Here is a 20,866-nt window from a genome sequence, read left to right on the forward strand (position 1 = left end):
AATGGGAAGTTAGATTGATAAATGGAAAGCCGTATACTCTGAGAGGAGTACGTACGGTTTGGGGGGGAGTTCTTGGAAACCTACTTAGGAAACTAAGCAAGGCACTGGGTTCTTACCCTACATGAAATCAGCCATCTTGTCATCTGCAGCGAGCATCATGGTAGCTCATAATCACCCTTCTGGTGAAACCACTCCATCAAGAGAAGACGTGGAAGTTACAAAACGTCTTGCTGAAGCAGGAAAGCTGATGGGTATTGAGTTGTTGGACCATCTCATTATTGGAGAGGGAAAATACACATCCTTGAAAGAAAAAGGATATATATAAGGGGGAAGGTCAATGTGTTACTATAACGCCGAACATTTCGCTATCTTCATGTCTTCACAATTTGGAATCGATGTTGATGAAGAAGAAGTTGGTGAGGAGTCAGTTCTTTTGTATAAAGAGGAACTTGATGAAAATCTTGTGTCAGAAGAATTACTTAGTATTTCTCCTGAAATGGTATTGGTTCATTCTTGTGTTTACAATAAAGAAGAACATGAGTGGTTGGTTTGCGTAGCAGCTAATGCTGATACGAACCAACCACTCTTTTTAATTTGTCTAAATAATGGGAAGAAAATCCATGAAGAAGTATTACTGCGAGATAAGGATAATGGGAAATGATATATACAGCGTATGTTAATGAATTAGAAGAACGTTCCTATCAGCAGGTGACCTTTGATATGGAAGATTGGTCTTTTGTCTATTTTACAGCGAAAGATAAGGGAGAAGAAATCGAAATAAAGATTTGTCTTGAAAGCAAAAATATATATCAACGAAAAATGGGGTATGAAGATTGGTGGTATGTGGATTACTTAGAAGGAGATATTGATATAGAATGTAATAGTGTAAGATAAGGAGTATAAGTTGAAAATCGGATTCTCATTTCCGGTTTTTTTTGAGAATGATTTAATGAAAGGCGGCTTTTAAGGTGTCTAAGAAAACTTTTAACATAACAGACCTAACGAAAGAAGTTTATGGAGACGAAGATACTAATTCCAGTGTGTTTGAATCCAATAGAAAGAGAATTGGAAGTCATATAAATAAAGTCCGTAAAATGTTGGGGCATCCAACTAAGAGGTTTGAAGCACCGATAGAGCAACTAGATGCCTATGTCAAGTTAATTAGAAATATATTAGAAAATCCCAAAAATGAGGAAGCATTAGACCTGTTAAATAAAAAACTGGTTAAGGGAAAAACATTACAGAAAGAAACAGATGAAAAAGCTCTGACAACCTTAATTGAGATTTTGGCAGAGATTGAAATCCAGAAGTTGACAGATGAAGACAATAAGTTATTTGGAGACTGGCTACAAGACCAAATGAGTGATGACTATTACTTGGAGAGCGAGAAAAATATTAATGAGGTAATGCGCATTGTAAAGAATGATTTTTCTCTATTCGATGACCTGAGCAGCCTAAAGTCAAAGCTAGAATTTCAGGAACAATATATGAATGACTTAAGGATATTAAGTGCTTTGTATAGACAGCAAGTAGAACAGCAGTTACTATTCCAAGAATCCTTTCTTGAAGTAGTAAATTCTTATCCTCACTTAAATAAAAAGAAGATGTATACTACGGTAGATTTCCTTGAACTTCCCCCATCTATTCAACAAGAGATACAAGAGCTAATAAAACAAAAACCTTCTGAACGTTAAATGGCTCAGAAGGTTTTTATTATGTCAAGGAATTTTTTTCGTGCATTTCCTCAAAAATCTTTCCGTGATGGTTCATTAATTCCCAAATACAATGAGAATCGTAAACAAAAACAACTACGGAGGTAAAGTTTATGATTCACAAAAAAAATAACTACCACATTGCAATATCATCCCTTACTGCTGCAAGGAACGACCACTATGATGGTGTCAACGCAATCTACCGTTTAGCAGCTCAGGTTCCAATTAATGAAGGAACTTCTCCTGATGGAGTACAAAGACAAATCAAACGATTAGTAAAAGACCTCATGGTTCAGAAGGTGCGTGCCAATCGAATAAATATTCATGAAGAAATGTTGGTCATTGACTTCTACCCTAAGGGTTTTCAAATGGCAATGAATAGAGGGCAATACGCTGGGTTACAGCTAGAGTTTGCAGAGTTTCTAAACCAGACTGGAATTTGGGGAATTGAGATTCAAGATGGTTGTTACATGGATGACCCTGAAGATTCAGTGAAGTCTGTAAGTAATGACTTAATTAACTTCTTTCCTGAATTTAACTCAAAATGCTTTGGTGCAAGGGACAACGAGCCTATAGAGATTATTAATTGCAGTTCATTTGAATTGTATGGGGAGGTGGCGTAATGGCATTGAAAAAGGTTAGGCGACCGGTGATTCACAAAAGTAAACCTAATACAAATAGTGAGGAGTCAAGTGCTTCTCAAACCCACCCTAATCAAGCAAACGAGCGATTTGATGTAGCACAGGTAAAAGTAAGTGAAAATGAGAATGTTCGTCTGGATAAAAAAGAAGCTCACAACTTTTTATCAAAGCATCCAATCAGCAAACTAAGATTGCTAGAATCTTCGGAGACACTTAGAGTTTTGGTTCAGGAGATTGATGTTCCAGAAAAACAATCCTTATTGGTAACTGCTATTAGCATGGAGGCGGCTGGAGAGGAAGAATCTTTCTTCTCTGCTTTAATGGAACATGTCCACGATATGCCTAAACACAAGTCTTTAGAACGATTCAAGTCTACTGAACTGATTACTGACTCACTGGTTCCGGAAGCGTTGCTTTTGGAACTGGGGCAAGTTCTGAAGGTTGGAAAGGCGGAAGAAAGAGGGTTTCTTTACGATGACAAAAAGAAACGATACCACTTCAACGCCAACGTTTTTGCAAGGCATTTCCTCAAGCGTTGCCATGTGCGTTCAACAAGAGACGGAAGGCTATTTCTATACAACAAAATGGGTGTATATGAAGAGCTTTCTGAAGTGAATCTCGGAAAAATAATCAGGGCAGTGATGCATGAGGGTAGATGGAACAGTTGGAAAAGCACATTTGAAACTGAGATTATTCGAGCTCTCCAACGTGAAGCACCTATTGTTGAAGAGATGAACACAGGACGCAACTTTATCAACTTAAAGAACGGCATGTTAAATCTGTCTACGTTCAGGCTACATGAACATTCACCAAAGTATCTTTCTACAGTTCAAATTCCAATTCCTTATGATGCGAATGCAACCGCACCTAAGTTTGATGATTTCATGCGTGATATTACACTCAACAATCATGAACTAATCGCTGTACATCAAGAGTTGATTGGATACTGGCTGACTGGAGAAACCAAAGCAGAAAAAGCGGTCTATTACTATGGTAGTGGAGCCAATGGAAAAAGTGTACTGGCTTCTATAGTAACTGAATTAGTTGGACCAGAAAACGTAAGCAGCGTACCACTATCTAAGTTTAATGACCAATTTGGTATGGAAAGCATGATTGGCAAGTCACTTAACATATCTGCTGAGAACGAAATGGGTGGTAAGGCACTTAAGACCGAAAACTTCAAGGCGATTGTTAGTGGAGATAACATCACTATTAACATTAAGTATCGTCCTGCGATTAGCTACCGTCCATACTGCCGTTTGGTGTTTCTAGTCAACAACCTTCCTGACTCATCAGACGTTACAGAAGGCTATTTCCGAAAACTTATTATCGTACCTTTCTCAAGAACCTTTAAGAAAGAAGAACGAAACGTATATTTAAAAGACGAACTGCTTAAAGAACTGCCTGGAATTCTTAATTGGGCGATATTAGGATTGAAACGGTTGAGAAGCAATAACTATCAGTTCAGTGCCTGTAAAGCAATTGAAGAAACCGAAAGTGCTTACTACGATGAGCAAAATCCAGTGAGAGATTTTTTTCACTCTCATGTGGTCCAAGAGGCCGGTTCTCGCACTAAACAGTCAGACTTCTACAATATGTATAGTCAATGGCTAAATGTTCAGGGGATTGACGACAAAGGAACGAAATCACGTCAAGTATTTTGGCGCTATTTCAAAGTAATTTTAGACAGTGAAAATATTCCGATTGTGAAGAAGAAAGTCAAAGGAACTGTCTACTATGACGGAATAAAGCTGATAGATTTGGAAGATTTACAGTTCCCTACTCTTGCTGGCGATATTATTCAGTTCTAAGGGGGTGTAGGGGGTGTGTGAAAAGCAAAAAACTACTCACTACCAAAAGCTTAAAATCCATGAAAAAAGTTTTGTTTTAGCTAACCACCCCTCCCCCACTTTCTTACAAAGAAATGAAATATATATTATTACTACGACGAGGAGAGCTTGCCATGAACGAAAAAGAAGGTTCTATCTACGAATATCAAAATCTTTTAGACATGTTAGCAGAAATGGTCACAGAATACCTTACAAAACACCCCAAAGGAGGAGATTTCAATGATTAGTAGGGATGAAATTGCACAGCAGAACCAAGACAAGATAGTAATTTACACAAGAAATACATCGTGGACCCAACCCGAGGGGTACAGAATTCATCGAGACGTCCAGGTCTTAAAAGAAAAGTGTGAGCGGGTTGGATATCAAGTCAGTAGGGTCTACATGGAACCAAGCTCGGAATCTCATGAGAAAAGAAGAGAAGTATTGAAGCAAATGTTGAAGGATGCTGCTGAAGGTTTGTTCGGAGTAGTTGTTGTTTGGGATGTATATACGCTTTCTCCTGATGGGGAAGAGCTTCAACAAATAGAAAGCGAGCTTGCAAGGTATGGTGTGGAGATTTGTTCAGTATTGGAACCTTTCGACACTTCTACAGAAGAAGGAGTGAGAGTGTTTGAATACATTTGCAAATTACTCAATACTAGACATCTAAGGTTAGCAGCCATGCAAGAGATTCCGCTGTCACAGGTAGCACGCTGGTTAATTGAAGATGAAAACAAGAAAGGGGGTGAACTTGATGCCGAACTATGCGAGACAGCTCGACGACCAGCTTGACCAATTTAACAGAACTGGAACACAGAAAAGAGCGGCTATCTATGCCCGAGTCTCCACATTAGAACAGGCTGAAGAAGGCTACAGTATTGATGAACAGGTCCGAGTACTAAGGGAAATGTGTGAGCGAGAAGGTTATGTTGTCCATAAGGAATACGTGGATAGGGGTAAAAGTGGGAAAAACATTAAGGGACGACCTGCTTTGCAACAATTGCTACATGATGCCAAGGGTAAAGACTTTGACTTAGTGCTTGTTTGGAAGGTGAACCGCTTTTCTCGTAAGACAAAGGACTTACTTAATATTGTTGAAGAACTGGAAATGAGAAACATTGTTTTTCGTTCTTTTACGGAGCGTTACGAAACGGAAACTCCAGCGGGGAAAATGCAGTTCCGTATGTTGGCAGTCATTGCAGAATTTGAACGAGATAACATCGCTCAAAACGTAAAAATGGGGATGTTAGCAAGAGCCAAAGAAGGGTCGTGGAATGGCGGTCAGGTTCTTGGTTATGATGTCATTAGTGTTTCAGGAGAAAACCGTAAGAGAAAACTCTCAACACTTGTTGTTAATCCAACAGAAGCACAAACGGTCCGAAAGGTATTTGACCTTTACGTTGAGGGGAATGGTTACAAATCCATCGCAAACAAACTCAACAATGAAGGACACCGGACAAAAAAGAACAAAGACTTCTCCATCAACGGGGTAAAAACGATTCTAAGCAATCCCCTTTACGCAGGATTTATACGTTACAATGTCCGGAGAGATTGGAACGAGAAAAGAAGAAACAATATCAATCCTCACCCTGTTATTGAAAAGGGGCAGCACGAAGCCATCATTTCAGAAGAAACATGGGAAAAAGCAAAAAATGTCATGGCGAGCAGAAGCGGCAAGCCTAATCGAATACATGACGGCGAGTTCCCGCTGACTGGTATCATGAAATGTCCTGCATGTGGGGCAGGAATGGTGATTGGGAGAACAACGAATACACTCAAAGACGGAACAAAAAAGGTTCTGGAGTATTATGTATGTGGAGCTTGGAAGAACAAAGGTTCTGCGGTTTGTCGCTCGAATGGAGTAAGAACGGATTATGCAGACCCTCATGTACTTGAAAAGCTATCAAACATAGCCACAAGTGACGAGCTTATAGAGCAAATTGTTGAACGGATTAATAGTAAGAAAGAACAAGATTCTTCTCCGCTTCAACACGAATATGAGACCTTGAAAAAGGCACTAGAATCCAATCAACAAAAGAAAGAGAAGGTCCTAGGTTTGTACGAAGATGATTTGATTCAAAAAACAGACCTTGTGCAGCGGCTATCCACTTTGAATGAAGAAAAGGAACGACTTGAAGAGAGGCTTTCTCCAATTGAACTGCAGATGGGGCAAGGTGGTACACAACTCATAAACTTTTCAATGGTCAAACAGGTCATGCAAAACTTCAAAAGTGCCTATCAAGAGTCATTGACTAGGGAGCAGAGGAAAAGGCTGATGCACCTGCTCATCCGTCAAATCACCATCAATGAGGACAGAAAGATTGATACGATACAAATACAACTCAATAAAGAAGTTGCAAAACACTTCACCTTTAAAGGGGGAGAGGATTCATCTATTACAGATGAGTTCTCTCCCCCTTTTTCTATTTTAATCGACCTATGAAAAGGAGCAAATAACTTATGAGCATTATTAAATTATTCAGGAATTACATGGAGGAGCATCACCCACATTTAGCTTGGAAGGACTGGAAAGCGGATGTTAGAACTCTTTTAGTAAATGACATAAGCAACGAAGCGGTAAAGGCTACTATTCCAGATGAAAACAAACCAGAACTAACATGTTGGGTATTCTTCTACGATGGCGGTGCATCGAACGTTGTGTACTTATTACAGGATAAGCATGGTTTAAAGGATATCGGAATTGGTTTGCTGAAAGATGGTGAACTTGTTAAGCCTATTACCTTCGTATGAAGTACTTGCAGTCTGAAAGGTAGAACAATCAATACGTTTACAAGTTAGAGAGGGTTGCTCTATAAGAGTTTTCGTCTCTTTTTTCGTGTTTGATTTCCCGGTAAAGGAGGTGAGAGTATGACACCAATTGACCTATTCAAAGCAGGTGTGGCGTTTGGCGTATCTATTTACGTTTATGTGAAGAAGAACACTAATTTTGAAAAATAAAGGGGGAATAGTAATGCAATATTTTTTAATGGGAACAGTGGTTGGAATTGTAGCTTGTTTAGTATCAGAGCTTACACAGAACCCTTCAAGGAGTTATCGTTAATGAAAAGGATTCAATGTTTGACAGACCTTAATAACCTTTCAGGTGAGATTTCAAATGAATTTTTACAGTACTTAAACACCGAGTTTAATTGTCTCTATGAATATCTTAGCAATGGTGAAGAACTCGATAACTTCATACTAGGTATATATCAAAATATGGTAATATTAGAGGGAGATGATGAGATAAAAAAATTTTCGATTAATACTTTAGATTTGGAATTTATTGAAGAGGTCAAGCTAAGTCAGATTACAATCATCAGAATAGGTTTAAATTGTGATGAAGATATACAACTGCACTATGCAATAAAAGGGGGAACATAAATGCCAATTAGTTTTTTAGATAAAAATTTTGGAAGCACATTCTTTTCATTATTAGATTCAACTAAGAAAAAGATTCGAATTATTTCTCCTTTCATCGGTTATAAAACAGCATTAGCCCTAGTTAATTTTATTGAAGAAACGGATAATGAGTTAGACTGTGTGTTAATTACACGCTTTGATAGAGAGGATTTTATTAAGGGTGTTAGCAGTATTACCGGATTAGAGTTACTTAATAAGGCTGGTGTGAAGATGTATGCACTTCAAGGTCTTCATACCAAGCTTTACATCTTTGATAATGAATCAATAATAATGGGCTCAGCTAATTTTACTTTTAATGGGTTTTATAAAAATCATGAGTTTGGAATTTTCATGGAAGAAGAGCGTGAATTCTCCGTGGAGTGTAATAATTATTTTGATGGTCTACTTAAAGACATCAAGAATCATGGTGAATGGGAAATAACCCAGGAGCTTATTGCAAAAGAAAAACCTTATTGTGATGATGCAGTAACAGGAAGAGCCCATTCGCAAAAAAAGCCTAGAAAAAATGAATTACCTGTAACAATCCAGCCTAATAGAGTGAAGTGGGGAGCAACTCTTGATTTGCATAGTCAGCAACCAATAGATAACAAGGAAGAAAAGGACATTATTGAGGAAATACTCAAAGAAGAAACCGAAAACCAAATTCAATTACGTAACACTGGAATTTGGTTGAAATTTGAAGGTAACAGTGAAAATCGCATACCCAACAACTTAACCTATTTCGAAAGAAGGAAAAAGGAACATAGGAAGCGCACATTCTTTCCAAAACCACCATCCGGAATAAAAAGTGGTCAGCTCTTATTTATGACAATGGTGAGTACGGATAAAGAGGACAAAGGTACTCCTATAATAGTAGGTTATGCAACCACTTCTGGTTTTTCAGAGCGGAATGTTGTCAACGATAAAACCTCATCTAATGCCGATAGGAACAGATATCCTTATTATGTTGAGCTTTTAAGTGGGAAATTTCTAAAAGCACCAATTAAAAATGGTATCACTTTAAGGGAGTTAGCTCGTGAGCTGCAAACAGACTTGTATCCTAATCCGAAGTCAAACTTCAATGAAATTATTTACACACATAGACAGAAGTCCCATCTACAAGTTACTGAAAGAGCACATGATTACATAATGCAACGATTAGATACATTATTTAAAGAATTTGGCTATGAAGAGCTCTAATAACACAAGAAGGAGGACTTAAAATTGGATGATAAAATAATGTCATTATCATTTTCTGTTGAAGCAAATCAAGGTGTTTATGCCTTATTGCTGGGTTCGGGTATATCCTATTCATCAGGTATCCCTACAGGATGGGGCGTTCTAAAAGAGCTGTGCAGAAGAATTATGCAAGTAGATGGTTCAGAAGAGCCAGATGAAATTAAATGGTATGAAGAAAAATTCGGAACCCCTCCTTTATACGATGAAGTAATAGGTATGCTAGCTAAAACACCGTCAGAGCGGAATGGACTACTAAAAGAATTTTTTGAACCTACAGAAGAGGACCTAAAGGAAGGAAGAAAGGTACCAACTGAAGCCCATAAATCAATAGCGGAATTAGTAAAAAAGGGTTATATAAAAGTAATTGTTACAACAAACTTTGACCGCTTAATTGAACAAGCATTAGATGAATTGAATGTACAGTATCAAACACTTTACCATGATTCAGACATAGAAGGAATGAAACCTTTAGCACATGCTGACTGTACAGTACTAAAAATTCATGGCGATTACAGAGACACAAGATTTAAAAATATTACCGATGAGTTAAAGTGCTATTCCTCTAATCTATCGGGGTTATTAAAGCAAGTTTTTGATGACTATGGACTAATAATATCAGGTTGGTCGGCTGAGTGGGATACAGCGCTTAGAGACACGATTAAAAGTGTTAAGGGACGTAGGTACTCATGGTACTGGCACTCTTTTTCTGAATCAATTAATGAAAAAGCAGAAGAACTAATTAATTTCAGGGATGCCAATTTAGTAATAGATTCTGGAGGTGCTGACCATTTCTTCCGAGAAATAAAAGAAGCTGTATTTAACATTTCTAATTTGAAGAAGGTTAATCCAGAAAATATTCAAGTCAAAATTAAAAGATTAAAAGATTATATTCAAAATGATGATGAACCGGCTATTCGTGATTTGTTTACTAATGAATTACGTGACGTTATTGGTAAAATTAATAAACTTGATTCTAATCAAGAAGTAACTATTGAACTAATGAAACAATGGATTGAAGAAATAAAAGTCATCATAAAACCTATTTCCGTTTTATCATCAATACTTGCTTATTATGGTAAAGGTGAATTTCAAGAACGATTGCTAATTGAGACGTTAGAAAGATTTACATCGATAAAAGGCAGTGATGGAAGAGTGTATTTATTAGGATTGAAGCAACTACCACTGCAAGCTGTTTTTTATAGTATGGGAATTTCATTAACGATGAGGAGAAAATATAAACTTTTAGATGAAATTATGATGAAACCAAAAGTAAGAGATAGACTTCATAGCAGACAAGCTTTTTCTTGGTATGTTTCTCCACGGAGAGATTTATATGATGCTTTTCAACGATTACAACCAGAAAGACCGTATCATTTACCCATTGAAGTTATGTTTACTTTCCCTTTTATGGAAGAGGTTTTTGAAGAAAGTCAATTGGCATTTGATAGTGTTGAATACATGATTCATTACGATTTGTTTGAATTTTTACGTTCATTAAAACATCGATACTTAAGCAACTATGATTATTATAGTGGCATTTTTGGTTATAAAATTGATAGGACTCATATAGAGCAGTTTTTATCTGAAGGTTCTATTGTAACTGACTGGGAAGTGCTTGTATTGTTTGAGGGCAGTAAGAGCCTTTTTATTGAATCATTAAGAAGATTATCAGAGGACTTAAATCAGGATACGTATTTTAGCGGACGTGGTCTTGTTGAAGCCTATTTGAAAGAGAAATAAGTTTAAACCTCATTCAGACATATCACGGTGAGCCTTATCATAAGAAAGTGAAGTTTTTATAAAAGTATTTAAGTATCAAATAAAAAGATCCCTTAATAAGGGAATTTTTTATTGTTAAGAGGTTTATGCAGATAATTTAGTATATTAAGAAATTTATTAATAGAACTCTAAAAATTAAAGGATTTATAAAAAAAATGTCGAACGAAATATATATAATAGAGGGGGGTTACAAATGTTAAGTTGGGAAAAATTATTATGTTCAGATAGACAGAGAGAAACCACAACGGAAAAATTACCACATAGAAACGAATTTGATAAGGATTATGAACGTATAATATATTCGTCTTCATTAAGAAGACTACAAGATAAAGCTCAAGTTTTTCCTCTGCAAAGAAATGATTTTACAAGAACCAGATTGACACATTCACTAGAAGTTGCTGCTTTAGGAAGATCTTTAGCATGGAGTATAGGAGAATGGTTACATACAGAAAAGGAAGTATTTAAAGATTTTATGGAGGTTAAACAGCTAGCGTCTTTGGTTGAAGTTTCTTGTTTGGTTCATGATTTAGGAAATCCACCGTTTGGACATTATGGAGAAGATATTATAAGAAATTGGTTCAAAAATTGGTTTAAAACACCTGAATATAGAACAGCAGAAAATGAATATGGTAAGTTAACAGAACAACAGGAATGTGATTTTCTATTATTTGAGGGAAATGCTCAAGCGATAAGAATATTATCAAGATTACAGTTCTTAAACGATCAGTTTGGTGCTAATTTTACATATGCCACTTTAGCTACACTAATGAAATACCCTTGGGCATCTAATGATTTAAAAGCAAAAGAGAAGGAAAAGTTCGGCTATTTTCAGGCAGAAGAACAATTATTCGAAAAGATTAAGGAGAATGTTGGTATTGATGGTTGTAGACATCCGGCTACCTTTCTAGTAGAAGCAGCTGATGATATGGCATATTTAACTGCAGATATTGAAGATGCAGTTAAGAAACGTGTATTTGATTGGGAAACAGAGTATCAAAAAATAAAAATAGAGTTTGAGGATAAGTATCCTGACTTATTCGAAATGCTCGAAACGTATAGAACTGATGCATTAGATAATCAGGTTCCTGATAAGAACTTAATTGATGTACAGAATTTTAAAGTAAGAGTTCAGGGAATCATGTTTATGGAAGTGGTAGATGCATTCAAACAAAACTATGATGATATAATGAATTGTACTTTTAATGGTGAGTTAATATATGCTTCTAAAGCAAAGGATTTAGCTGAATATCTAAAGAAACTCGCGAGAAGGGAAGTTTTCTCTAACAAAGAAGTTTTAACTTTAGAGTTAGTTGGAGATAGAGTAATAACTGATTTATTAAGTCTTTTTGTAAATGCCGTTACAAATGTGAAAACAGGTGAAAAATCAAAGAATAAAAATGAAAAATTAGTTCATTTGATATCTAAAAATTTCAAACATATTCAAAAGATAGATGCTGAAGGTAAACCATCTATTGAATTTAAAGATATAAATTTGTATCATAGATTAATGCTAGTAACAGATTTCATTTCAGGTATGACAGATGGCTATGCTGTTAATCTTCATCAGGAATTACTTGGAGTAAAGTTACCATAAAGGAATGAAAGGGGATTAAGATGAGTAGATACGAGAAAAATATAAAAAATCAACTGATTTATTTTCTTGGTAAGGACTCAAGGACCCTAAACTTTATTGAAGAATTATCAAATGTAGGGGATCTTTTATTTTTTGGTGGTTCTATAAGAGACATATGCCTTTTCCCAGATAAACCCCCCATGCCTCGTGATTTCGATATAGCTATTAATTTTAAGAATAAAGATATTTTTGATTCGATAATAAATAAATACAAATATAAGATGAACAGATTTGGTGGGTATAAAATTAAAATATCAAATCTGGAGTTTGATATTTGGGATTTGGAAAATACATGGGCGTTTAAATATACTAATCTATCACCAAGTGAAGAAAATTTAGCTAAATCTGTATATTTAAATATTGATGGTATTGTATACAATTTTAATAAATCTTTATTGTATGATGAAATATTCAGAAGTTCTGTTAGAGAATGTAAATTGGATATAACTTTAGAAGAAAATCCTCAAATTGAATTAAATTTATTGAGGGCAATGGTATTTAAAGAAAAATATAATCTCAATTTTTCAAAAAAATTAAAACAAGTTTATCAAAATTACTTGAATGAATCTGAAAAATTGGTTGAAAATCTCTACGAATTACAATTATCACATTATAAAGTTACCTATTTATCAAAAGAAGAAATTAAGAATGAATTACAATATATTTAAATATTATTTAGATACACACAGTGAACCGTATTTTCAAAAACTACGGTTTTATTTCTAAAAGAATTTATTAGAAATCTAACATTGAAAGTTGTTAGATTTCTTTTTTATACATATGGTTAAATTTAAATGCAAGGGGATTGAAGAATTATATTTTAAAAGGTGATAGAGAAATTAAGTGACTCCATGAGATTTATAGAAAGCTTGCTGGATGAAATCAGATTATGGTCCGGGACAAAAATTTCCTAAAAAAGAAAAATATCATTTTACTAGTGAAGTTTATGGAGTCTCAAGTAAAAATTCAATTACCATGCTTATTTCAGCAATTTTATAATATTAAAAGCGCACATAAAAATAAAATTATTCTATAATGAAGGTGGAGAAAAATAAATTATTAAAGTTTATAAGTGTAATTTAATAGAATTCTGAGTATTTAGGATATTATGCTTCATCAACTAGCCCTATACAAGAGGTAAACTAATTACATTTATAAATAGGGGCGTTTGTGAACCTTAATAATAAGTAAGTGAGGAAGAAGAAGTTGTTAATTATAGAACAATGCAAAACTACAACAAAAGAAATAGAAGTAAAGCCATCAAATAATATTTTTAGTGAATTAGGAAATAATAATTATAATTTTATAGAATTAATATCAGAACTAATTGATAATTCAATATCTGCAAACATTGAGAATAAACAGTTAGAAATAATAATTGATATTGGAATTTCTAATAATGAAAAAAATTCATATCTAATTATAAAAGATAATGGTAAAGGTATTAAAACGGTAGATTTAGGGAGAGCAATTTCTCCAGCTGGTTTTTCAGGCGGAACGACTCTAAACGAACATGGATTAGGTATGAAACAAGCAATTGCTTCATTGGGTAATTTAAAGTATTTAGTTACAAAATCAAACGAAGTGGATAAAGCAAATTATATTAACAAATTCGAATTTGGAAAGCTTGAAGTGTTAGAAATAGAAGTACCTTGGGAATCAGGAACGGAAATATGTGTTGAGAATTTAAAAGATTTAGTACCAAAATCGCAACAGAAGATAACTATGGTGGTTGTACCATATTTAAGTGCTAAGTATCGTAGATTTTTGAATAATGGCACTTCTGATGTGAGAATCATTTTAAACTTATTAGATATAGATGAATTAGACAATGATGGACTACCGTATTTAATACAAAGCTGGGAATTAAAAGAATTGAAACCTATATATTTCCATCCGAACCAGAGGAATAATAAACCAATACATCTACAGAAAAAATTTAAAGGAAAGGGATGGGAAGCCAAATTCACTATTGGATATGCTCCAACAAATGAGGAATATGTTGAATTAGGAATGGAGCCTCCTAAAAATTATGAACCTTATAATGTCTCAATAAATAAACAAGGATTTGATTTAATAGCTCACAATAGGGTTATAAATTTTACACAATTTAGTGAGTTAGAATTTATTAAGGTACCACATCATGCATATAATTATATACGTGGTGAGATTGACTTAGTCAAAGGTTTTAAAACATCAACTACTAAAAATTTTGTTGTGAGAGATAAAAATTTTAATGAATTATTAGCGGAGATTAATACATTTTTAGAAACCGAAAAATTACTGGAGAGGAAAAATGATCCTACTGAATTACCTGAACACTTATTACGAGATAGATTAAAACATCATTTGTTAACTAGAAAGATCGAACCTAAAAAAGATGTTAAGACGGAATATGTTGTTGAAGGTTTAGCGGGAAGTATCGATATTCTAGCTGATAAAGAAGCTTGGGAGATTAAACGAGGACAGGCTTCAGGTTTAGACGTTTATCAATTATTTGCTTACCTAGATATGGGGAATATAGAAAGCGGATACCTAGTTGCCAAATCATATACTACTGGCGCAGAAACTGCAGTTGATTTCATAAAAAAAAATCATAGCAAGGAGATTATTCTTGTACCTATAGATGAGTTTCCAATTAATGGGCCAGCTAATTCCGAAGAAAGAAAAAAATACTTCAGATGAATAACAATTAAGAAGAAATTATTAATAAACCTAATTTAACTACGTTACGGGGAGCCATACCAATAGTAAATGTTGATTTCTTCAAATGCAATTCATAAAGGTGGATGTAAATATGCTTAAAGAAGCTGTGGTAGAGAATTTTACGAATGTCCCTGAATTTATTGCTAATGGAGCTGATAGGATTGAACTTTGTGACAACCTTGCAGTAGGTGGTACAACAGTAAGTCCTGGTGTAGCGGTAATAACAATTAAATACTGCCACGATAAAAACGTTAAGGTTATGTCCATGATAAGGCCAAGAGGCGGAAATTTTAATTATAGTAAAGAAGAAATAGAAATGATGAAAAAGGACCTTGTCCATTTGAAGGAATTAGGAACAGATGGAGTGGTGTTCGGGTGTTTAAATGACACAGGCTGGATTGATGAAGAGGCTATGCTCACCTTACTTGATTTGGCAAAAGGACTAGAGGTAACTTTTCACATGGCGTTTGACCAAATTAGCTCTGAAAATCAGTTCAAAGCGATTGATTGGCTAGTGAAAAACGGGGTAAGTCGAATCTTAACTCATGGAGGTCCTTCAAACACGAACATCGAGGATAACCTAGGCAGATTGAAGGAATATATAGACTATGCAGATGGCAGAATTATTATCCTCCCTGGTGGTGGAATTACGAATAAAAACCTTGATTTAATCATATCCGCATTAAATGTTAGCGAAGCACATGGGACAAAAATAGTCGGGTAGGGCTTCTTAAACTTCAAGAAATCTTATTTTTAGTGGAGTCCGCTCCATATATTTGGGATTCATTTTTAAAAGCCATACCTATTTAAGATGAGGTATGGCTTTTAAGTAGGGCTTATTCTTTAATAGACAGTCCGCCATCGATAATTAATTCAATCGTATACAGTCAATTTCATCATGCATCTCTAGATATATATGAAGTGATTCTTTCTTTTCCAAATAGAGTAGTTGCAAGTATAATAGCAAGATTTTACAACTGTTTTTCGTATGATAATGTGACACTATATCCCATTATTCAGATATATTTTTGGACAACCTTTTCATTTGAGATAACATGATTCTATCAAACATTTTATAAGGAAGCTTTCGTGCCAATATGACAATTAGTTTTTCAGCAAAACGTAATTGATAACGCGTTTTTGGATTGGGATCTGTTACACTTTTATAAATCAACGCGGCTATATCCTCCGATGTCGCAAATCCTGTTTCTTCCATGGAAGCAAATTGTTCTACTAGCGCTCGATATGGAGAATCCATGGAAGTAGCAGCTAGCATATGCTCATTGGTGACTTTTTGCCACTCTGTAGCGGTTCCACCGGGTTCAATAATAATGACATCAACTCCAAAAGATTTCATCTCCAATCGAAGCGTGTCGCTCATTGCTTCTAAAGCATGTTTTGATGCGTAGTACCATCCCCCAAGAGGCGTATAAATCTGTCCGCCGATCGATGATATATTAACAATTTTTCCACTACGTTGAGCCCGCATAGTTGGCAAAATAAGCTGGGTCAAATTAGCAGCACCAAACACGTTTACATCAAATTGTCGTTTTGCTTCTTCAGGTGAAACATCTTCAAGAGCTCCAAATGAACCATAACCAGCCGAATTAATAAGAATATCAATTCGTTTTTCTTTTTGAAGTATTTCATTAACTAAAGTCTGGTTAGATTCTGTACTAGTAACATCTAAATAGCGTGTCTTTACCCCAAGTTTTTGTAAATGGACCATTTTATCTACCCGTCTCGCGCCTGCATAGACAACATAGCCTTTCTCTGAAAATAGTTTTGCAGCTGCTTCTCCCATACCAGCGGATGCTCCAGTTATTAAAACCACGCGGTTATTTGATTCCTGATTACGCATAACAATCTCTCCTTATATAAACTTATTAATAAATGAACATTCATTCTTTTTAGATGTAAAAATAACGCAATTAAAGGAAAATCTACGCTTTAATTGCATCCCAACTCATCTCTATTGTTTGATTAATTTCTTCTTCGCTCATTTTTGTTTGAGCATAATAGTGCTGTTCAAGCAGGTGATTTAATGGTCCAAAAGTAATAGCTATAATAAGCTCCTTTGAAACATTCTTAATTACTTGTTTTTCTACTCCTTCTTCATATAATTGATAAAGGTATGCAGCTTTTTTCATCCCTTCTTCATAGGCTTCCTTCGAAATCAACGAGGGGTTAGAATTGATATATTTCATAAAAACACTTTCTTTTGGGTAAGCCATAATGGCTTGAACATGGTTCTTTAGAATTGTTTCTAATTGAAGCTTAAAAGGTTGTTCTGAATTTACGTTTTGAAATAAATTAGAATCAATGATATCTTTGACCTTTAAATACAGGGTACTGAACATATCTTCCTTATCTTTGTAATAAATGTAAACCGTTGCTGGTGAAACATTCGCCTTTTTGGCAATTTTGGCGATACTTAAATTTTGGTAACCAATCTCAATGCCTAAATCAAAAATTGCATTATGAATGGAGATAATTTTATTTTCATCTTTTGTTCTCATATTCCTATAATAAATGAACATTCATTTATGTCAAGAGATATACGAATTTCATTTTTTGTTTTATCGGGATGTTTATCTCGGCGGGAAGTCCATTCTCATCCATATTTTTTACTAGAATCAGAACACGTCAAAAGTAACTATAAAACAAAATTCGTAATTGTTAAACTATTAATAACATCATGGGTTGGCTTCAATTAATCCTATAGGAGGGAAAAAATGAAGCGTAAAGTGCATGTGATTCCAAATCGAGAAGTAGAACAGGTGGAAAGTGTTGATGCAATCTCCAAAGGTGTAGTATGGAGTCAGACCCCGAAAATTTGGGACAAAGAAATGCTGACACAAGAATTGGACACAGCTAAGACAGCCTATTTAGAGTACAGAAATAACCGGCCATATTATGAGGAAGAGAGAGACGAAGTAATCAAACAAACGTATTATAGGAATGATTTTGATAGAAAAGATCTTCAAGATTTACTAGAAAAAACGCATGAAAATAAGCTGAGTTACTCACCCCACCGTTATGTTTATCCATGGGTAGACCTTCAAGAGAACGGGAAACTTAAAAGCATCTATTCGGGGAAGGAAATGGATCCGCTTGCTGTTATAGAAGAGGACATACGAATTCTTGAAGATAGGCGTGTGAATATTACTAGTTTAGCCGACGAGGTGAAGTTGAATTGTGAGCATGTAGTGCCTCAGTCTTGGTTTGAAGAGCGTGAGCCAATGAGGGGGGATTTGCATCATTTATTTGCCTGTGATCCCACATGCAACAGCCGCCGTGGAAACAGCCCTTACGATGATTTTCCTGACTATGTTCCAGAGGGTCTTACTTTAGGTATCGCGGAAGGCTGCGGTAAGGCAGATGAAGGAAAGTTTGAGCCTGAATTCGGAAAGGGAATTGTTTCAAGAGCCACCTTTTATTTTATAACTCGTTACCCTGGAGTGATCGACAATAATCTAGTGAATCTGGAGCTTTTACTAGAGTGGCATCAGCAATTTCCAGTGTCATTGTATGAAAAACACCGGAACCTTGCAATCTATGACTTACAAGGAAACCGGAATCCGTTCATTGATTATCCGGATAATGCAGAAAAATGGATTTGATAAGATTTTAGTGTGTTTTAGTATTAATTAATACGTTCACTACAAAAACAGCACATGGTTTGTGCTGTTTTTGTAGTGGTATAGGAAATATAGAGTCCACATCATAAAGCAAGGATTTGCACAATGTATAAATTAGAAGAGGTAGATTCCTTACCAAGATCAAATAGATCCGATCGAGAATGGCTTGTTTAGAGTTATACAGTTATACTTGGTGAGAGCTTATGTTCCTGAAAGGATAAGATATCTTATGAAATATATGAAATCGCAAATGAAGCGGTTAATCAAAGACAATAAGGAATTGCAAAAGCGCTTAAAAGATTTGATGGATGAACATGAACTTGAGAAAAGTTCAGCATTAAGGGCTTTGTATCATTCAGAAGTTGCAGAAGGCGGAAAGTATCAATTACAATACCAAGCATTAGACTTGCCTAAAGGGTAGGTCTTTTTGTTTAGGAATTTATAGATTCCGCATCTTTGGATAACTCTTTAATAGTTGCTTTAGTACATTTGTGAAGAGAAGATCGAGTATAATGATAGTTTGCATAAGATAAAAATTATTACGGAAATAATAAGAATAATAATTGGAAAATAAAAGAGGCCTCGTTATGGGTAAAGATACGTTTAAAGATTATCAATTAAGTAATGAAATAGTAAAAGCGCTGGAAAGCCTAGAATTCAAAAATCCAACAGAAGTTCAGAGTAAAGTAATACCTCTTGTGTTAGAGAAAACCGATCTTGTTGTGAAATCACAAACAGGAAGTGGAAAGACTGCCTCTTATGGGATCCCCATTTGTGAATTAATTGAATGGAAGGAAAATAAACCGCAAGCGTTAATTTTAACACCAACAAGAGAACTTGCTGTTCAAGTGAAAGAGGATTTCATAAACATAGGGAGATTCAAACGGATTAAAGCAACCGCGGTTTATGGAAAACAGCCTATTGCGATCCAAAAAACAGAATTAAAGCAAAAAACGCATGTAGTTGTAGGTACTCCAGGCCGTGTGTTGGATCATTTGGAGAGAGGTACTTTAAATTTAGAGCGAATGAATTATCTTGTAATAGATGAAGCGGACGAAATGCTAAACATGGGATTCATTGAACAGGTAGAGGCCATTATTAAAGAGTTACCAGAAAATCGAGTTACTATGCTATTTTCAGCTACTTTACCTGAGGCAATTAAGAATCTAGCACTTCGCTATATGAAAACACCTACTAATATTGAAATTAAAGCTTCGGGACTCACAACAGATAAAATTGATCATTCGCTTATTACAGTAAAAGAAGACGATAAATTTTCTATACTTAAAGATGTAACGATTGTTGAAAATCCCGATAGTTGTATCATTTTTTGTCGAACAAAAGATAGAGTGGATACAGTGTGTGATCAGTTATCAGAGTTAGGGTATAACTGTGATAAAATTCACGGTGGAATGGCACAAGATGACCGTCTTGATGTGATGAATGAGTTTAAAAGGGGAGAATTCCGTTATTTAATTGCTACGGATGTAGCGGCTAGAGGGATTGATATTGACAATATAACGCATGTCATTAATTATGACCTTCCATTAGAAAAGGAGAGCTATGTTCATCGTACAGGAAGAACAGGGCGAGCGGGTAAAAAGGGGAAAGCCATCACACTTGTTACACCATTTGAAGATAAGTTTTTAAATGAAATTGAAGATTATATAGGGTTCGAAATCCCGAAGATGACAGCTCCTTCAAAGGATGAAGTTTCAAATAAGCAATCTGAATTTGAAGCAAAAACGAATATGGAACCTACGATAAAAAAGGCAAAAAGTGAAAAGTTAGACAAGCAAATTATGAAGTTATACTTTAATGGTGGTAAGAAAAAGAAGCTTAGAGCAGTGGATTTTGTTGGAACAATTGCTAAAATTGAAGGAGTAACAGCCGAGGATATTGGCATCATTACAATAACAGATACTTTTTCTTATGTGGAAATATTGAATGATAAAGGCCATATTGTGCTGGATAAGATGAAGAAAACGCCAATAAAAGGTAAGCAGTTGAAAGTATATGAGGCTAATAAGAATTAAAACCTGTTGGTGATAACCGGTGCAATAGAGAGCTGTAATCAGTAAATGAGTTTTTACATTAGGTTTAAAATATAGTGAAAAAAAGAGTCGCAGAAGTATTCTGGGGCTCTTCTTTATGAATATTTTTTTTAAAAAAACATTTCATAGTTGCCTTCTCATACAAAAATCCCTCAGATGCCTAATAGTAGGCTGACATGCAGAGGATAACCCTATTTTTAAGTAATTTACAATAAAATTATATAATCTTAACA

At 35.1% G+C, this 20,866-nt stretch carries 20 protein-coding genes and 1 pseudogene; 19 read left to right on the forward strand and 2 right to left on the reverse strand.

What is annotated here, in order from left to right:
• Positions 1–124 precede the first annotated feature (124 nt).
• The 16 genes and pseudogenes from FAR12_RS22150 to FAR12_RS22225 form a co-directional block, all read left to right on the forward strand.
• Positions 125–325: pseudogene (locus tag FAR12_RS22150) on the forward strand (JAB domain-containing protein); the annotation flags it as partial.
• A gap of 12 nt (positions 326–337) precedes the next feature.
• Positions 338–661, forward strand: a complete 324-nt coding sequence (locus FAR12_RS22155; RefSeq protein WP_126410940.1) for a hypothetical protein — start codon at positions 338–340, stop codon at positions 659–661.
• Positions 658–894: a hypothetical protein gene (locus tag FAR12_RS22160; RefSeq protein ID WP_126410941.1), complete on the forward strand. Its 237-nt coding sequence runs from the start codon at positions 658–660 to the stop codon at positions 892–894. Before FAR12_RS22155 ends, FAR12_RS22160 begins: the two co-directional genes overlap by 4 nt.
• 74 nt (positions 895–968) lie before the next feature.
• Positions 969–1,694, forward strand: coding sequence for a hypothetical protein (locus FAR12_RS22165; RefSeq protein WP_126410942.1), 726 nt, complete (start codon positions 969–971; stop codon positions 1,692–1,694).
• Between the two features lie 131 nt (positions 1,695–1,825).
• A complete protein-coding gene (locus tag FAR12_RS22170) occupies positions 1,826–2,335 on the forward strand; it encodes a hypothetical protein (protein WP_126410943.1) in 510 nt (169 codons plus the stop codon).
• A complete protein-coding gene (locus FAR12_RS22175; RefSeq protein WP_126410944.1) occupies positions 2,335–4,164 on the forward strand; it encodes a DNA primase family protein in 1,830 nt (609 codons plus the stop codon). Before FAR12_RS22170 ends, FAR12_RS22175 begins: the two co-directional genes overlap by 1 nt.
• A gap of 258 nt (positions 4,165–4,422) precedes the next feature.
• Positions 4,423–4,974, forward strand: coding sequence for a recombinase family protein (locus FAR12_RS22180; RefSeq protein ID WP_126410945.1), 552 nt, complete (start codon positions 4,423–4,425; stop codon positions 4,972–4,974).
• Positions 4,937–6,625 carry a recombinase family protein gene (locus tag FAR12_RS22185; protein WP_126410946.1) on the forward strand — a complete coding sequence of 563 codons (1,689 nt, stop codon included), beginning with the start codon at positions 4,937–4,939 and terminating at the stop codon, positions 6,623–6,625. Before FAR12_RS22180 ends, FAR12_RS22185 begins: the two co-directional genes overlap by 38 nt.
• Positions 6,626–6,642: 17 nt before the next feature.
• A complete protein-coding gene (locus FAR12_RS22190; protein ID WP_126410947.1) occupies positions 6,643–6,933 on the forward strand; it encodes a hypothetical protein in 291 nt (96 codons plus the stop codon).
• Positions 6,934–7,242: 309 nt separating this feature from the next.
• Entirely contained in the window at positions 7,243–7,563 is a 321-nt protein-coding gene (locus FAR12_RS22195) for a hypothetical protein (RefSeq protein WP_126410948.1), read from the forward strand.
• The gene (locus tag FAR12_RS22200) at positions 7,564–8,781 is read left to right on the forward strand and encodes a phospholipase D family protein (RefSeq protein WP_126410949.1); all 1,218 of its coding nucleotides are present in this window, start codon (positions 7,564–7,566) and stop codon (positions 8,779–8,781) included. It begins immediately after the preceding gene.
• Between the two features lie 24 nt (positions 8,782–8,805).
• A complete protein-coding gene (locus tag FAR12_RS22205; RefSeq protein WP_126410950.1) occupies positions 8,806–10,560 on the forward strand; it encodes an SIR2 family protein in 1,755 nt (584 codons plus the stop codon).
• Between the two features lie 232 nt (positions 10,561–10,792).
• On the forward strand, positions 10,793–12,193 hold the full coding sequence (locus tag FAR12_RS22210) for a deoxyguanosinetriphosphate triphosphohydrolase (RefSeq protein ID WP_126410951.1): 1,401 nt from the start codon (positions 10,793–10,795) through the stop codon (positions 12,191–12,193).
• Between the two features lie 20 nt (positions 12,194–12,213).
• Complete coding sequence (locus tag FAR12_RS22215; RefSeq protein WP_126410952.1) at positions 12,214–12,900, forward strand: hypothetical protein; 687 nt, start codon at positions 12,214–12,216, stop codon at positions 12,898–12,900.
• A gap of 538 nt (positions 12,901–13,438) precedes the next feature.
• Complete coding sequence (locus tag FAR12_RS22220) at positions 13,439–14,917, forward strand: ATP-binding protein (RefSeq protein WP_170972300.1); 1,479 nt, start codon at positions 13,439–13,441, stop codon at positions 14,915–14,917.
• Between the two features lie 112 nt (positions 14,918–15,029).
• Positions 15,030–15,662: a copper homeostasis protein CutC gene (locus FAR12_RS22225; protein ID WP_126410954.1), complete on the forward strand. Its 633-nt coding sequence runs from the start codon at positions 15,030–15,032 to the stop codon at positions 15,660–15,662.
• 288 nt (positions 15,663–15,950) lie between these two features.
• Here the strand turns inward: FAR12_RS22225 and FAR12_RS22230 are convergent, their stop codons facing one another.
• Together FAR12_RS22230 and FAR12_RS22235 are read right to left on the reverse strand one after the other, a co-directional pair.
• Positions 15,951–16,799, reverse strand: coding sequence for an oxidoreductase (locus tag FAR12_RS22230; protein WP_126410955.1), 849 nt, complete (start codon positions 16,797–16,799; stop codon positions 15,951–15,953).
• Between the two features lie 82 nt (positions 16,800–16,881).
• Complete coding sequence (locus FAR12_RS22235) at positions 16,882–17,457, reverse strand: TetR/AcrR family transcriptional regulator (RefSeq protein ID WP_170972301.1); 576 nt, start codon at positions 17,455–17,457, stop codon at positions 16,882–16,884.
• A 330-nt stretch (positions 17,458–17,787) separates the two neighbouring features.
• On the opposite strand from FAR12_RS22235, the gene FAR12_RS22240 reads away from it, so the two are divergent.
• From FAR12_RS22240 to FAR12_RS22250, 3 genes are all read left to right on the forward strand, one after another.
• The gene (locus FAR12_RS22240) at positions 17,788–18,561 is read left to right on the forward strand and encodes an endonuclease I family protein (protein ID WP_126410969.1); all 774 of its coding nucleotides are present in this window, start codon (positions 17,788–17,790) and stop codon (positions 18,559–18,561) included.
• Positions 18,562–18,808: 247 nt separating this feature from the next.
• Complete coding sequence (locus FAR12_RS22245) at positions 18,809–19,000, forward strand: hypothetical protein (protein ID WP_126410957.1); 192 nt, start codon at positions 18,809–18,811, stop codon at positions 18,998–19,000.
• Positions 19,001–19,166: 166 nt separating this feature from the next.
• Positions 19,167–20,615, forward strand: a complete 1,449-nt coding sequence (locus FAR12_RS22250) for a DEAD/DEAH box helicase (protein ID WP_126410958.1) — start codon at positions 19,167–19,169, stop codon at positions 20,613–20,615.
• Positions 20,616–20,866 lie beyond the last annotated feature (251 nt).

Source organism: Bacillus yapensis, from assembly GCF_005280205.1.
GTDB lineage: Bacteria > Bacillota > Bacilli > Bacillales > Cytobacillaceae > Robertmurraya > Robertmurraya yapensis.

Bases quoted from the DNA above. Each gene is read 5' to 3' on its own strand.
- FAR12_RS22155 (WP_126410940.1), top strand. From the start codon at position 338: ATGTGTTACTATAACGCCGAACATTTCGCTATCTTCATGTCTTCACAA.
- FAR12_RS22160 (WP_126410941.1), top strand. From the start codon at position 658: ATGATATATACAGCGTATGTTAATGAATTAGAAGAACGTTCCTATCAG.
- FAR12_RS22170 (WP_126410943.1), top strand. From the start codon at position 1,826: ATGATTCACAAAAAAAATAACTACCACATTGCAATATCATCCCTTACT.
- FAR12_RS22175 (WP_126410944.1), top strand. From the start codon at position 2,335: ATGGCATTGAAAAAGGTTAGGCGACCGGTGATTCACAAAAGTAAACCT.
- FAR12_RS22180 (WP_126410945.1), top strand. From the start codon at position 4,423: ATGATTAGTAGGGATGAAATTGCACAGCAGAACCAAGACAAGATAGTA.
- FAR12_RS22185 (WP_126410946.1), top strand. From the start codon at position 4,937: ATGCCGAACTATGCGAGACAGCTCGACGACCAGCTTGACCAATTTAAC.
- FAR12_RS22190 (WP_126410947.1), top strand. From the start codon at position 6,643: ATGAGCATTATTAAATTATTCAGGAATTACATGGAGGAGCATCACCCA.
- FAR12_RS22195 (WP_126410948.1), top strand. From the start codon at position 7,243: ATGAAAAGGATTCAATGTTTGACAGACCTTAATAACCTTTCAGGTGAG.
- FAR12_RS22200 (WP_126410949.1), top strand. From the start codon at position 7,564: ATGCCAATTAGTTTTTTAGATAAAAATTTTGGAAGCACATTCTTTTCA.
- FAR12_RS22210 (WP_126410951.1), top strand. From the start codon at position 10,793: ATGTTAAGTTGGGAAAAATTATTATGTTCAGATAGACAGAGAGAAACC.
- FAR12_RS22215 (WP_126410952.1), top strand. From the start codon at position 12,214: ATGAGTAGATACGAGAAAAATATAAAAAATCAACTGATTTATTTTCTT.
- FAR12_RS22225 (WP_126410954.1), top strand. From the start codon at position 15,030: ATGCTTAAAGAAGCTGTGGTAGAGAATTTTACGAATGTCCCTGAATTT.
- FAR12_RS22230 (WP_126410955.1), bottom strand. From the start codon at position 16,799: ATGCGTAATCAGGAATCAAATAACCGCGTGGTTTTAATAACTGGAGCA.
- FAR12_RS22235 (WP_170972301.1), bottom strand. From the start codon at position 17,457: ATGAGAACAAAAGATGAAAATAAAATTATCTCCATTCATAATGCAATT.
- FAR12_RS22240 (WP_126410969.1), top strand. From the start codon at position 17,788: ATGCTGACACAAGAATTGGACACAGCTAAGACAGCCTATTTAGAGTAC.
- FAR12_RS22245 (WP_126410957.1), top strand. From the start codon at position 18,809: ATGAAATATATGAAATCGCAAATGAAGCGGTTAATCAAAGACAATAAG.
- FAR12_RS22250 (WP_126410958.1), top strand. From the start codon at position 19,167: ATGGGTAAAGATACGTTTAAAGATTATCAATTAAGTAATGAAATAGTA.